Origin of the sequence: Pseudarthrobacter sp. NPDC092419 (assembly GCF_044755045.1) — a bacterium.
GTDB lineage: Bacteria > Actinomycetota > Actinomycetes > Actinomycetales > Micrococcaceae > Arthrobacter.
In genome coordinates this window covers 366,257-379,217 of sequence record NZ_JBIVQF010000002.1, presented here as the reverse complement: position 1 = coordinate 379,217, position 12,961 = coordinate 366,257, and the positions used below count along the sequence as shown (strand labels likewise).

At 66.3% G+C, this 12,961-nt stretch carries 11 protein-coding genes; 4 read left to right on the top strand and 7 right to left on the bottom strand.

Annotated features, from left to right (window positions below):
* Positions 1-15 precede the first annotated feature (15 nt).
* The gene (gene aceB / locus ACIQC0_RS05185) at positions 16-1,668 is read left to right on the top strand and encodes a malate synthase A (RefSeq protein ID WP_400533096.1); all 1,653 of its coding nucleotides are present in this window, start codon (positions 16-18) and stop codon (positions 1,666-1,668) included.
* 245 nt (positions 1,669-1,913) lie between these two features.
* Here aceB and ACIQC0_RS05180 read toward each other — a convergent pair whose 3' ends face one another.
* The 7 genes from ACIQC0_RS05180 to ACIQC0_RS05150 form a co-directional block, all read right to left on the bottom strand.
* Entirely contained in the window at positions 1,914-3,107 is a 1,194-nt protein-coding gene (locus ACIQC0_RS05180; protein WP_377216635.1) for a CynX/NimT family MFS transporter, read from the bottom strand.
* Positions 3,108-3,168: 61 nt separating this feature from the next.
* Positions 3,169-3,918 (bottom strand): ThuA domain-containing protein, encoded by a 750-nt coding sequence (locus ACIQC0_RS05175; RefSeq protein ID WP_377216634.1) that lies wholly within the window; start codon positions 3,916-3,918, stop codon positions 3,169-3,171.
* Between the two features lies 1 nt (position 3,919).
* The gene (locus ACIQC0_RS05170; protein ID WP_377216633.1) at positions 3,920-5,014 is read right to left on the bottom strand and encodes a Gfo/Idh/MocA family protein; all 1,095 of its coding nucleotides are present in this window, start codon (positions 5,012-5,014) and stop codon (positions 3,920-3,922) included.
* Positions 5,015-5,075: 61 nt separating this feature from the next.
* Positions 5,076-5,975 carry a carbohydrate ABC transporter permease gene (locus tag ACIQC0_RS05165; RefSeq protein WP_377216632.1) on the bottom strand — a complete coding sequence of 300 codons (900 nt, stop codon included), beginning with the start codon at positions 5,973-5,975 and terminating at the stop codon, positions 5,076-5,078.
* Positions 5,975-6,907 (bottom strand): carbohydrate ABC transporter permease, encoded by a 933-nt coding sequence (locus ACIQC0_RS05160; protein WP_400533093.1) that lies wholly within the window; start codon positions 6,905-6,907, stop codon positions 5,975-5,977. The genes ACIQC0_RS05165 and ACIQC0_RS05160 overlap by 1 nt, the downstream gene beginning before the upstream one ends.
* 2 nt (positions 6,908-6,909) lie before the next feature.
* On the bottom strand, positions 6,910-8,199 hold the full coding sequence (locus ACIQC0_RS05155; RefSeq protein WP_400533091.1) for an ABC transporter substrate-binding protein: 1,290 nt from the start codon (positions 8,197-8,199) through the stop codon (positions 6,910-6,912).
* 297 nt (positions 8,200-8,496) lie between these two features.
* The gene (locus tag ACIQC0_RS05150) at positions 8,497-9,717 is read right to left on the bottom strand and encodes an ROK family protein (protein WP_400533089.1); all 1,221 of its coding nucleotides are present in this window, start codon (positions 9,715-9,717) and stop codon (positions 8,497-8,499) included.
* A gap of 148 nt (positions 9,718-9,865) precedes the next feature.
* On the opposite strand from ACIQC0_RS05150, the gene ACIQC0_RS05145 reads away from it, so the two are divergent.
* The 3 genes from ACIQC0_RS05145 to ACIQC0_RS05135 are packed head-to-tail and all read left to right on the top strand — an operon-like array spanning position 9,866 to position 12,961.
* Positions 9,866-10,612 (top strand): sugar phosphate isomerase/epimerase family protein, encoded by a 747-nt coding sequence (locus ACIQC0_RS05145; RefSeq protein ID WP_400533087.1) that lies wholly within the window; start codon positions 9,866-9,868, stop codon positions 10,610-10,612.
* Positions 10,609-11,739: a Gfo/Idh/MocA family protein gene (locus tag ACIQC0_RS05140; RefSeq protein WP_400533085.1), complete on the top strand. Its 1,131-nt coding sequence runs from the start codon at positions 10,609-10,611 to the stop codon at positions 11,737-11,739. The genes ACIQC0_RS05145 and ACIQC0_RS05140 overlap by 4 nt, the downstream gene beginning before the upstream one ends.
* A gap of 10 nt (positions 11,740-11,749) precedes the next feature.
* Positions 11,750-12,961 carry a Gfo/Idh/MocA family protein gene (locus ACIQC0_RS05135; RefSeq protein WP_400533083.1) on the top strand — a complete coding sequence of 404 codons (1,212 nt, stop codon included), beginning with the start codon at positions 11,750-11,752 and terminating at the stop codon, positions 12,959-12,961.

The following is a 12,961-nucleotide window of genomic DNA, read 5'->3' as shown; positions in this document are numbered from 1 at the left end:
GCAAGGAGAACTCCCATGAACAGCTTCACCGACTCTTTTACGATCAACGGCATCACTCTGACCGCGCAGCCGATTTGCCGGCAGGACGAGGTGCTCACGCCTGATGCGCTGGCCTTCGTCGCGAAGCTGCACCGGGCCACCGCCGAACGGCGGCAGGAACTCCTCAAGGCACGCCGTGCCCGCCGGGCTGAGATCGCCGCCGGCGCCGACCCGCGGTTCCTTCGCGAGACCGAGCACATCCGCAACGACCCGTCCTGGCGCGTCGCTCCCCCGGCCCCCGGCCTGGAGGACCGCCGCGTGGAGATCACCGGCCCGGTGGACAGGAAGATGGCCATCAACGCGCTGAACTCCGGCGCCAAGGTGTGGCTGGCGGACATGGAGGACTCCCTGACCCCCACGTGGCGGAACGTCATCAAAGGCCAGCTGAACCTCACGGATGCCCTGGAGCGCCGGATCGATTTCACCACCGAGGAGGGCAAGGAGTACAAGCTGCGCCCGTCCGGTGAGCTGCCCACCATCGTGGTGCGTCCGCGCGGCTGGCACCTACCGGAAAAGCACATGCTCATCGACGGCGCCCCGGTGGCCGGCGGCATCGTGGACTTCGGCCTGTATTTCTTCCACAACGCGCGCCGGCTGCTCGCCCAGGGCAAGGGACCATACTTCTACCTGCCCAAGATCGAGAACCACCTCGAGGCACGGCTCTGGAACGACATCTTCATCATCGCCCAGGACCTGCTGGGCATCCCGCAGGGGACCATCCGCGCCACAGTCCTGATCGAAACCATCACCGCGGCCTTCGAAATGGAGGAGATCCTCTACGAACTCCGCGACCACGCCGCCGGCCTGAACGCCGGCCGCTGGGACTACATCTTCTCCCTGATCAAGAACTTCCGCACCCGCGGCCCGCGCTTCGTCCTGCCCGACCGCGGCCAGGTGACCATGACCCAGCCCTTCATGCGCGCCTACACCGAACAGCTGGTCCGGGCCTGCCACAAGCGCGGCGCCATGGCCATTGGGGGCATGGCGGCCGCTGTCCCCAACCGCAAGGACCCCGAAGCAAACGCCATCGCACTCGAGAAGGTGAGGGCGGACAAGGCCCGCGAAGCCCGCGATGGCTTCGACGGCTCCTGGGTGGCGCACCCGGACCTGGTTCCGGTGGCCCGCGAAGTGTTCGACGCCGCCCTCGGCGAGCGCACCAACCAGCTGGACCGCCAGCGCGAGGACGTCATCCCCGATGACCGGTCCCTGATCAACGTGGCCGCGACCACCGGCACCATCACCGAGCAGGGCATCCGGAACAACATCGAGGTGGGCATCCGCTACATCGAGTCCTGGCTGCGCGGCAACGGTGCGGTGGCCATCCACAATCTCATGGAGGACGCCGCCACCGCCGAGATCTCCCGGTCCCAGCTGTGGCAATGGATGTACGCCAGTGCCATCACGGACCAGGGAGAAATCATCACCCACCACTGGGTTGAGGAGCTGCTGGACGAGGAGTTTGCACGCCTGGAACGGTTCGACGGCGACCGGTTCGAAGACGCCCGCGACATCTTCGAGGAGGTCACCATGGCCCGGGAGTTCCCGACCTTCCTGACCCTGCCCGCCTACGCCCGCTACCTCACCGAGGCCCGCGAACGGGCCACGCTGGAGGAGCTCGCCGCGGCCTGACTTGGCCGCAGCAGCACACACTTCCGTCCGCCGGGCCGGCATGCCCACCGCAACAGGCACCCCGAAATCCGGGAGCCGGGCCGGCGACGGAGCACCTCACCCGGACGCTCTCTCACTCGATGTCGCTTCTGCAACGACGCTCTCTCACTTTTCCCCGTGAAAGTGAGAGAGCGTCGGCCGTTAACGGGCGTCGAGTGAGAGAGCGTGCGGAGGCGGGGTGCAGAAAGGCCGACGGCGGCGCCCGGCTAGCGCCCCTTGGGCACCCGCCGCACGGAGAGGGTAGTGCTGACGAAGAACGTGAGCACCGAGCCCAGGACTAGCAGCATCGGCACCGTCCAGGAGCCGGACAGCCCGTGGATGTAGCCCAGCAGCGGTGGAGCTGCGGCACCGATGGAGTAACCCACCCCCTGCACCACCGCGGACATCCGCCCTGCGGAGGCCTGGTCGCGGGCAATCTTGATGATGGCGATGAAGATCAGCGTGATCCCGCCGCCCTGCGCGATGCCGCCCAGGGAGGACCACAGCCACCAGCCCTGCGGCACCAGCAGCAGGCCCACGGGGACGGTCAGCCACATGACGCCGATGGTGACGGCAACCGTCGTCGTACTCGCTAGCCGTGCCACCAGCGGAACCCCCAGTCCGCCCGCGATGGCCAGGATCTGGAAGAGTGAAGACCCGGCGCCGGCAGCCGAGGGTGCCATGCCGAGTTCATCCGAGAGGAAGGTGGGCAGCCAGGCCGTGACCCCGTAGTAGGAGAAGGCCTGCCCCGCAAAGCCTGCCGTCAGGCCCGCCGTGGTCCACCGCGCCCCGGCGACCGGTGGCAATCGGGTGCCGGAACCGTCGTCGGGCGCTATCAGGAAGGCGCGCCGCGCCCCTACGGCGAGCGTCCAGAACACGACCGCCGCAACAGCCAGCAGCGCCACGGATGCCAGCGCCACCTGCCAGCCCGCGACGGCGGCGAGCGGTGCGGTGGTCACGGAGGTGAGGAACGAGCCGATGTTCAGCGCGGCCGTATAGATGCCCATCGCGGTGCCCTGGCGGGCAGGGGCGAAGTCGCGCCGGATGATCAGCGGAACGGCAATGTTGCCGATGGTGATGGCCAGGCCGATCACCACCGTGCCGCCCATGACCAGGGCCGGGCCGCCGGCGGAGCGCAGGAGCACCCCGGCCAGGACGCCCAGGATGGTCAGCGTAACGGCGAACTCGGCGCCGAATTTGCGCGCGGCGAGGGAGGCCAGCGGGGCGGCCAGCGAGAAGCAGAGGACGGGAATGCTGGTAAGGACGCCCAGCGTCGCCGGCGAGAACCCCAGGTCCGCCTGCATCATTCCCACCACGGGCGCCACGGCAACGAACGGACCGCGCAGGTTCAGCGCCAGCAGGCCGATGCAGGCAAGCAGGATCCAGCTATTGGGGACTCGGGCGAGGAGCCGGCCGCTCATGCGCGGGGCCGGGCGTACGGCATGTTCATCACCCCCATTGCTATCACGGCCAGCGGGTGGTTCAGGATTCCTGCACGTACCACCCGCGTGCGTGGTTGCTCACGGCCGGCTGCTCGCGGGAGATTTCCGGCTGGGCCGCCCAGCGGACGGCGTTGGCCAGCACCTGCCGGATTTCGGCCTGATGGTAGACCGGGTAGTCCTGGTCACCCGGGCTGAAGTAGAAGATCCGGCCCTTGCCTCGCGTGAATGTGACGCCCGAGCGGAACACCTCGCCGCCTTCGAAGGAGCTGATGAAGATGAGGTCGTCCGGGTCCGGGATGTCGAAAAGCTCGCCGTACATCTCCTGCTGCGGGATGATCAGCGGGTTCGGGATGCCCTGCGCAATGGGGTGCGACGGTTTGACGGTCCACACCAGCTCACGTTCGCCCTCATTGCGCCACTTGAGCGAGCAGGTGGTGCCGAGCAGGCGGGTGAAGATGCGGGCGAAGTGGCCCGAGTGCAGCACCAGGAGGCCCATTCCGCCCAGGACGTGCCGCTGTACCCGGTCCACTACTTCGTCGCTGACCTCGGCGTGGGCCTTGTGGCCCCACCAGAGCAGGACGTCCGTGGCAGCGAGCGCTTCCTCGCTGAGTCCGTGCTCCGGGTCAGCCAGTGTGGCGGTGCTGATGGCCGCCTCCGGCAGGTGGGCGCGGAGTCCGTCGGCAATGGCGCCGTGGATCCCGTCCGGGTACATCTCCTTCATGGTGGCAGGCTCGTTGTTCGCCTCGTGCACGCCTTCGTTCCAGACCAGGATGTTCAGGTTTTCAGTCATGTCAGAGTGCAACTTCCCGTTGTTCCAGGGCTGATCGGTAGCAGGCGTCGAGGACCAGGGCTCGGCTCAGGGCCACGGACCCGTCATGCTGGGGCCATACTTGCTCACCGCCGCGGACTGCGTCGATGAAGTCTTCCACCACGGCCTGGTGGGCCCGGCCCGGCTCGGCCAGTACGTCGTAGTCGGCGTTTTCGCCGTCCTTTTCCTTGAAGATCCGCAGGTCCGCCACCGGGGTCATGGACGCGCCGACGGCACGCAGTTCGGCCCCGCCCTCCGTGCCGTAGACCGTGAAGTCCAGCAGGTCGGCCTCTTCGCGGTAGGCTGCCCAGCCGGCTTCGAGGATGAGCGTGCCGCCGCCCTCAAGCCGGATAAAGGCTGTGGCGAAGTCCTCCACCTCGAACTTGTGGCTGGATTTCATGGCGGTGTAGCGGGCGTTGCCTCCCAGTCCGCGCGGCCCCAGCTCCGAGTGGGTGGCGGCCGAGACGGAGAGAACTTTCGGTTCACCCAGCAGGTGCAGCGAGTAGTCCAGCACGTGCACCCCGATGTCTGCCAGCGGGCCGCCGCCGGCCAGTTCCGGGTTGGTGAACCAGCTGCCCAGCATCGGGATCCCTGACCGTCGCAGCCACGAGGCCTTGGCGTAGTACGGCCGGCCCAGTTCGCCGTCGTCAATGATGCCCTTCAGCTTCTGGATGTCGCCGCGCCGGCGGTGGTTGAACGCGACATCCAGCACCCTGCCGGCCTTCCGTGCGGCGTCCACCATCGCCTGGCCCTCGACGCCGTTGCGCGCCAAGGGCTTTTCGCTCAGGACGTGCAGGCCCTTCCCGAGCGCCGCGACGGCGATCGGGGCGTGCAGGAAGGTGGGGACGGCCACGCTGACGGCGTCCAGCCCTTCCAGCTCGAGGAGGTCCTCCCACCGGGCGAAAGTATGCGGGATGGCGTATTCATCCTTCAGGCTGGCCAGAAGGTCCGCTTCCATGGCGGCAACGGCCACGAGCTCGACGCCGTCGATCGCCTTGTAGGCCTTGATGTGCTGCTGGCCGGCCCATCCGATGCCGACCACGCCCACTTTCAGGGTTTCCGGCTGCTGGTTGCTCACGGGTAGATCCTTCTCTTTTGGTGACGGGAGTCTGGGTAGGAAATGGTGTTGAACTGCGGGGTCAGCCTTTGACGGCGCCGGCGGTCATGCCGGACACAATCCTTTTCTGGCAGACCAGGACCAGGATGACAAGGGGCAGCGTGATGAGGACTGACGCAGCACTGATGGTGCCCAGCGGCTGGTCAAACTCACTGGCCCCGCTGAAGAAGGCGATGGCCACGGGGACCGGCCGTGCTTCGGGGGACGTGGTGAGTGTGACGGCCAGGAGGAACTCGTTCCAGACCGAGATAAACACAAGGATTGCGGTGGTCGCCAGCCCTGGAACTGCGAGCGGCAGGATGACCTTGTGGAAGGCCTGGAACGGTGAAGCACCGTCCATGTATGCCGATTCCTCCAGTTCACGCGGGATCTCCTTGAAGAAGGAGGTCAGCGTGTAGATGGCCAGCGGCAGCGCGAACGTCATCTTGGGGATGATGAGGCCCAGGAGGGTGTCGTACAGGCCGATGTCCCGCCAGATGGCGAACATCGGCGCCGCGATGGCGATTGCAGGAAAAGTGGTCACGGACAGGACCAGCGTCAGGATCAGCGCCTTCCGGCGCATCTTGAGCCGGGCCAGGGCGTACGCGGCAAAGGACGCGAACACCAGGGCAAGGGTGGTGGTGACAACGGCGATGATCACCGAGTTCCGCAGCGCCAGCAGGAATTCGGCGTTCTGGAGCACACTGAGGTAGTTCTCGATCGTCGGCTCACTGGGGAACATTTCACCCTGGCCCAGGCTGGCACCCTTCTTCAGGGAAGTGTTCACCAACCAGTAGAACGGCACCAGCGAGAAGGCCATGACAGCCACGACGAAGAGCCAGGTGAGCGGGTGCAGCTTCGCTTCCCCGCGCAGCCGGCGCCGGGGCGCCCTGGACTTGGCGGGGGCGGAACCGGCGGGACGTTCCGCAAGCAACGTAGTCATCAGCCCTCCTTGGCGACGGCGCGGATATTGCTGCCCGCGAAACGGATGTACACCATGGAAACCGCCATGACGGTGAGGAAGGTCAGGATGGACAGGGCCGAGCCTTCACCCACCAGCCGGTTCTCCCTCAGTTCGTTGTACGCCAGCATGGACATCGATTCGGTTCCGTTGGCACCGCGCGTCAGGACGAACGGCAGGTCGAAGACGCGCAGCGAATCCATGGTGCGGAAGATGGCGGCCAGCGCGATGGCGGGCTTCAGCAGCGGGAGCGTGACGTCCCGGAAGGTCTGCCATTTGCCGGCCCCGTCCAGTTCTGCAGCCTCATAGGTTTCGTCAGGGATGACCTGCAGGCCCGCCAGGATGATGAGAGCCGCAAAGGGTGTCGTCTTCCATACGTCGGCCAGGACCACCACGGCCATGGCGTACCCCGGCTCTCCCAGCCAGACGATATCGCCGCCCGGCAGGCCCAGCCCGGAGAGCACTGTGGTGACCAGGCCGAGGTTGGGCTCGAACATGGTTTCCCAGGTGATGGCGCTGACCACGGTGACGATCGCGTAGGGCAGCAGCACGATGGTGCGCAGCAGTGCCCGCCCGCGGAAAGCCAGGTTGAGCAGGAGCGCCATGGCCGTCCCCAGGATGAGTTCCAGGGAAACCGAGAGTCCGGAGAACAGGAAGGTTTGCCCGAACGCGGCCCACCACTCACGGCTGCTGAGGGCCGAGATGTAGTTGTCAAGCCCCACGAAGCGGGACAGGCCGGCCTGGCGGACGCTGTACTGGTTCATCGACAGCCAGATGGCGTAACCGATCGGAACAGCGGCCACCAGTGCCATCAGGATGAGCGACGGTGCCGTCATCCTGATGGCCAGGCGGCGTTCTGCCCGGTCGTGGCCGCTTGCGCGGCCACGACCCGGGGTCAGGACCTGGGGTGCCATGGTCAGAAGGTCGCCTTGGCGGTTTCGATCTCTTCGGCCATCCGCTTGGTGGCCTCGTCGGCGGTGGCTTCGCCGGAGAGGACAGCGTAGACGTTCTTGTTGATGGCCTGGGAGATCTGCGGGTACACCGGGGACACCGGCCGCGGCTTGGCGCCCTTCACCGAGTCGAGCAGCTCAGCCGCGAACGGCATCTTGGCTACGACGTCCGGATCCGAGTAGGCGGCCTCGTTCACCGGCGCCTGGGAGTTGTCCATGGCAACATGCTTCTGCCAGTCCGGGGAGGTGGCAAAGTTGATGTACGCGACCGCCGCTCCGGGGTTGGTGGAGTGCGCGGAGATGGAGAAGTTCCAGCCGCCCAGCACACCGCTGGCCTTGCTCGAACCGTCGAAGGACGGAAGCGGCGCCACCCCGAAAGTGCCCGCCATCTTCGTGGCGTTCAGCAACCGGTAGACGTGCGGCCAGTTTCGCTGGTACCCGAAGTTTCCGGACTCGTAGGCCAGGCGCGTCGGGTCCTCGCTGTAGGTCAGCACGGCGCGGTCCGCAGATCCGTTCTTGATGCCGCCGGCCATGAACTCCAGGACCTTCCGCGTGGTGTCGTTGTCCACTACCACTTCACCGGCATCGTCCAGCACTTCTCCCCCGGCGCTGTAGAGGAGTTCGAGGAAGTTCACGGTCAGGCCCTCGTACTGCTTACCCTGGTAGACCAGGCCGTTGCCCGGGGCCTTGGCCGCCTCTTCGTAAAGCTGCTGCCAGGTTTCCGGCTTCGCCACCTTGTCCTTCTGGTAGTAGATGAGGCCGGCGTTCGTATAGAACGGCGTCGCCCAGTACTTCCCGTCGTACTTTGCCGACTCCGTGGTGGACGGGATGAGCCGGTCCTTAATTCCGTCCATCAGTTCGGTCTGGTCGAGCAGCCAGCCCTGCGAGGCGAACTCCGCGGTCCAGATGACGTCCGTCATGAAAATGTCGCACTCTGTGGACTTGCCCTCCAGCCGCTGGACCGCCTGGGTGCGGGATTCGTCCGTGGTGGAACCGATCTCGGTGTACTTCGCCGTCATGCCGGGGTTGGCTTTGCTGAAGGCGGCGGTGGTGTTCTTGTGGATGCCGCTGGCGTCTTTGCCGCCGCACAGGGTGACGTTTCCCTTTGCGCCTTCCGCGCTCTTGGGATCGGCCGCGGCGGCAGCGGGCGCCTCCGTTGAGTTTGAGGCCGGCTGGTTGCCACAGCCGGCGAGCATGACGCCCGCCACTACGGTTGCTGCAACACTCTGGGCAAGACGACGGCGTCTGGCTGGCATGGGTGCCTTCACGGGTTTCCTTTCGGGGTGGCATGATCCGCGCCACCGGCCGCTCTCGAGCTTTCAGGCCGCTCACTCGCCGGTTTTGCGGGAAGATCGGACGATAAGCCCCGACTTTCAACGTAATCGAGTCAAAAGTCTGCAAGCTCACCGCTGTAAGCAGATTTCCACGGAGTGTGATCTATGTCAACAAAATCCGAAGTGAATTTTCAGGTCCTCAACATGCCGTTGAATGGCCCGAAGACACGCAAAAGTACGCCCCGGCAAAGGCGCTGCCCGGGCCGCACGGAAAGCCCCTCAGCTGGCCGGCGAAGCGTTCCGGATGGCCGTTTCCACTACCTCGGGAGAGAGGACATGGTCGATCACCATCCGGCTGGCACCCAGGATGGCGGCGTCCGCCGGAGCTTTGGCCTGCTCGATGCGCAGCCGGGACGTGGCCAGTGGAAGCGACCGGCGGTAGACCGCTTCCCTGACGCCCGCCAGCAACTGGTCACCGGCGCGGGCCAGGCTTCCACCCACCACAATGACGGACGGGTTGAGCAGGTTGACGCAGAACGCCAGCACCTCCCCCAGGTCCCGCCCTGCTTGGCGGAGGGCATGGATCGCCTGGACATTGCCCTTGGCCGCCAGGTCCACCACATCCGTGCTGGTGGTGGCTTCGATCCCTTCGGCGCGAAGCTTGGCCGCGAGGGCGGGGCCGGACGCGAGTGCCTCGAGGCAACCGATGTTGCCGCAACGGCACTGCACATCCTCGCCGTCGGGCACCCGGACATGGCCAAGGTCGCCGGAGGTTCCGTCGGCCCCCCGCTGGATTTCGCCGTTGCTGATGATGCCGGCGCCGATGCCGGTCGCCACCTTGACCAGCAGCACGTTCTGAAAGTCCTGCCAGTGGGCGTAGCGCTCCCCGATGGCCATGATGTTCACGTCGTTATCCACCAGGACGTCCGTGGCCAGGCGTTCACCGACATACCTGGCCACATCGAAGCCGTCCCACCCCGGCATGATGGGGGGCTTCACCGGGCGACCGGAGCTGTGCTCCACCGGCCCCGGCAGGCCGATCCCTACCCCGGCGAGATCACGACGGTCCCGCCCGACGTCCTCCAGGAGCTTTTGCCCGATCTCGATGACCCTGTTCAGGACGGGCTCCGGCCCTTCGGCTATGTCGATGGCCTCGGAGTGGCGGGCCAGGATGGTCGCGTTAAGGTCCGTAGCTGCAACGGAGGCATGGGTGGCGCCCACGTCGGCAGCAAGGACTACCTTGACGCCTGCGTTGAAGGCGAATTTCGACGGCGGACGTCCGCCTGAGGAGGCAGCCTCGCCGGCGGTGTCCACCAGCCCCATGGCCAGGAGGGCGTCAATCCGGGCCGCCACAGTAGTCCGGGCCAGGCCGGTGATGTCCGCAAGTTCTGACCGCGTCCGGGCCTTGCCGTCCCGCAACAACTGAAAGAGGTCACCGGTCCGCGAAAGCAGCGCGGCTTCCTGTGTTGGCCGCTGCTGATTCCTGGAAACGATCGCCATGCGTTAAGGAATAGCACACCGACGCCGCTTAGTCCCGAGAAATCTGCGACTTTTGATTGACTTGCGTCAAAAGTCGCCGTACGTTGAAGAAAACCCCGCGACGATGTGCTGCCGCACATGGGCTTCGAGCAGCAAGGACGTGCACGCTATGGATTATTCGCTTCAGCTTTACACTCTTCGGCGGCCGTTGGAAGAGGACCTCGCCGGGACCATCCGCCGCGTTGCAGAGATCGGGTTCGCCCAGGTTGAGCCCTACAACTTTGTTGCCAACGCCAAGGAACTCGGTGCCGCTCTCAAGGAGACCGGCCTCGCCGCGCCCTCCGGCCACGCTCCGCTGCTGAGCCATGACCAGGACGAAATCTTCGCCGCCGCTAAAGAGCTCGGCATCACCACCGTGATCGATCCCCACATCCCGGCGGAGCACTGGCAGAAGGCCGAAAACATCCGGGCCACGGCCAACAAGCTCAACGAGGCGGCCAAGAAAGGTGCCAAGTACGGCGTCCGGGTGGGCTACCACAACCACGCCTGGGAGCTGGAGTCCACGATCGAGGGCCGCACCGCGCTGGAGTACTGCGCGGACCTGCTGGACCCGGAAGTGGTCCTGGAGGTCGACACGTACTGGGTGGCCGTCGGCGGCAAGGACCCGGTGGACATCCTCGCCAAACTGGGTGACCGGGTGAAATTCATCCACATCAAGGACGGACCGCTCACCACCGACACCACCGCGCAGCTTCCGGCAGGCCAAGGCAAGCTGCCGGTACTGGACGTCATCGCCGCCGCAAAATCCCTGGAAGTGGGCGTCGTGGAGTTCGATGACTACGCCGGGGACATCTTCGAGGGCATCGCCCAGAGCCTCTCGTTCCTGCAGGCCTCCGGCGAAGGGATCAAGGCATGAGCACCCCCGCAGCTGCCGCAGCGGTCCGCAGAGGCCCGGTCGGCGTCGGCATTATTGGCGCCGGCAACATCAGCAAGCAGTACCTGGACAACCTGACCGTTTTCCCAGACCTCAGGGTCCTTGTCATCGCCGATCTCTTCGAGGAGGCGGCGGAAGCCCGGGCCAAGGAGTACGGAATTCCGGAATGGGGAACGCCGGAGAAGGCGCTGAACCACCCGGACGTCGAAATCATCGTCAACCTGACCATCCCGGCCGCGCACGTTGAAGTGGCGGCCGCCGCCGTCAGCGCCGGCAAGCACGTCTGGACCGAGAAGCCGTTCTCCCTGGACCGGGAGTCCGGCCTTGGCCTGCTCAAACAGGCGGACGCGGCCGGAAGAAGGCTCGGCACCGCCCCCGACACCTTCCTCGGCGCCGGGCTGCAGACCGCCCTGCGGCTGATCCGGCGTGGCGACATCGGCACCCCGCTGACCGCCATGACCACGTTCCAGACACCCGGCCCGGAATCCTGGCATCCCAACCCGGCGTTCCTGTTCCAGTACGGTGCCGGCCCACTATTCGATATGGGCCCGTACTACCTCACCGCCCTCGTCCAGGCCTTCGGGTCCATCCGCAAGGTGGCCGCCATCGGTTCCAAGGCCAAGGACGTCCGCGTGATCGGCTCCGGTCCGAAGGCAGGCGAGGAGTTCGCCGTCGAGGTGCCTACCCACGTTTCGGCGATGGCACAGTTTGAGTCCGGTGCGTCCTCGCACAGCGTGTTCTCCTTCGAGTCCCCCCGCGTACGGATGGGCTTCGTGGAGATCACCGGCACCGAAGCCACCCTGTCGCTGCCGGACCCCAACTATTTCGACGGCGATATCCGCCTCTGGCGCGCAGGAGACGAAGACTGGACGACCATTGCGGCCACCGGTCCGGCGAACGGCCGGGGCATGGGTGTCCTGGACATGGCCCGCTCCATCCGCGCCGGAGTGCCCCACCGCGCCACCGGCGACCTGGCTTACCACGTGCTGGACAGCCTGGTCTCGATCACCGAGTCGATGGAGTCCGGCACCTTCGTGGACGTCGACAGCTCCGCTCCGGCATCCCCGCCCCTCCCGGAGGACTGGGCCCCGGAAGCCGCCACCCTTTAGGAAGACCACTATGACTTCACTCCAAGACACCGGCAACTCGAACAGCACCGGAACCCTGGGCGTGGCCATGATCGGTTACGCGTTCATGGGGAAGGCCCACTCGAACGCCTGGCGCAACGTTGCCGCTTTCTTTGACGTCCCCGCTTTCGAGCAGAAGGTCCTGGTAGGCCGGGACGCCGCGGCGGTGGCCGAAGCCGCGGCAAGATACGGCTGGGCTGAGTCGGCCACCGACTGGCGCGAGGTGATCGCTCGGGACGATATCGACGTCGTCGACGTCTGCGCCCCCGGCTGGATGCACGCCGAGATCGCCATCGCGGCGCTCGAAGCGGGCAAGCACGTGCTCCTGGAGAAGCCGCTGGCCAACACCCTCGCCGAAGCAGAAGCCATGACGGCGGCCGCCGCCAAGGCCCGGGCAACGGGGGTGCAGTCCATGGTGGGCTTCAACTACCGGCGCGTGCCTGCCCTCGCCCTGGCAAGGGAACTCATTTCCGAAGGCAGGTTGGGCACTATCCGGCACGTTCGCGCCGCGTACCTGCAGGACTGGCTGGCCGATGACCAAGCACCCATGACGTGGCGGCTCAAGAAGGAAACGGCCGGGTCCGGGGCGTTGGGCGACATCGCCTCCCACGCCATCGACCAGGTCCTGTTCCTCCTCGGAGACCAGGTCACGGAGGTCTCCGGCCGGACCCACACCTTCACGACTTCGCGCCCTGGCGCCGAAGGACTGGAGGAGGTAACGGTCGACGACGCCGCCTGGGCCACGCTGTCCCTCGCCTCCGGGGCGGTCGCCTCAGTCGAGGTCAGCAGGGTGGCCACCGGCCGGAAGAACTCCCTGAACCTCGAGATCTACGGCGACAAGGGCTCCATCCTCTTCGACCTGGAGAACCTCAACGAACTCGGCTTTCTGGACGCCACCGTGCCCCTCCGCGAGCAGGGCTTGCGGCGGATCCTGGTCAACGAACCCGAACATCCCTACGTTGCGGCATGGTGGCCGCAGGGACACATCATCGGCTGGGAACACACGTTCACGCACGAAATCCGCGACTTCCTGGTGGCCATCGCGGCAGGCGAAGCACCCTCGCCGTCGTTCGAGGAAGGCCTGGAAGTCCAGCGGGTCCTCAGCGCCGTAGAGGAGTCCGCCGCCGCGAAAAGCGCCCTCATCCAGCTTCCGCCCGCCCTGATAACCGGGGCAGCGCGCCCTGCAGCAACCGAAGGAGCCTGA

Bases quoted from the DNA above. Each gene is read 5' to 3' on its own strand.
- aceB (WP_400533096.1), top strand. From the start codon at position 16: ATGAACAGCTTCACCGACTCTTTTACGATCAACGGCATCACTCTGACC.
- ACIQC0_RS05180 (WP_377216635.1), bottom strand. From the start codon at position 3,107: ATGAGCGGCCGGCTCCTCGCCCGAGTCCCCAATAGCTGGATCCTGCTT.
- ACIQC0_RS05175 (WP_377216634.1), bottom strand. From the start codon at position 3,918: ATGACTGAAAACCTGAACATCCTGGTCTGGAACGAAGGCGTGCACGAG.
- ACIQC0_RS05165 (WP_377216632.1), bottom strand. From the start codon at position 5,975: ATGACTACGTTGCTTGCGGAACGTCCCGCCGGTTCCGCCCCCGCCAAG.
- ACIQC0_RS05160 (WP_400533093.1), bottom strand. From the start codon at position 6,907: ATGGCACCCCAGGTCCTGACCCCGGGTCGTGGCCGCGCAAGCGGCCAC.
- ACIQC0_RS05155 (WP_400533091.1), bottom strand. From the start codon at position 8,199: ATGCCAGCCAGACGCCGTCGTCTTGCCCAGAGTGTTGCAGCAACCGTA.
- ACIQC0_RS05150 (WP_400533089.1), bottom strand. From the start codon at position 9,717: ATGGCGATCGTTTCCAGGAATCAGCAGCGGCCAACACAGGAAGCCGCG.
- ACIQC0_RS05145 (WP_400533087.1), top strand. From the start codon at position 9,866: ATGGATTATTCGCTTCAGCTTTACACTCTTCGGCGGCCGTTGGAAGAG.
- ACIQC0_RS05140 (WP_400533085.1), top strand. From the start codon at position 10,609: ATGAGCACCCCCGCAGCTGCCGCAGCGGTCCGCAGAGGCCCGGTCGGC.
- ACIQC0_RS05135 (WP_400533083.1), top strand. From the start codon at position 11,750: ATGACTTCACTCCAAGACACCGGCAACTCGAACAGCACCGGAACCCTG.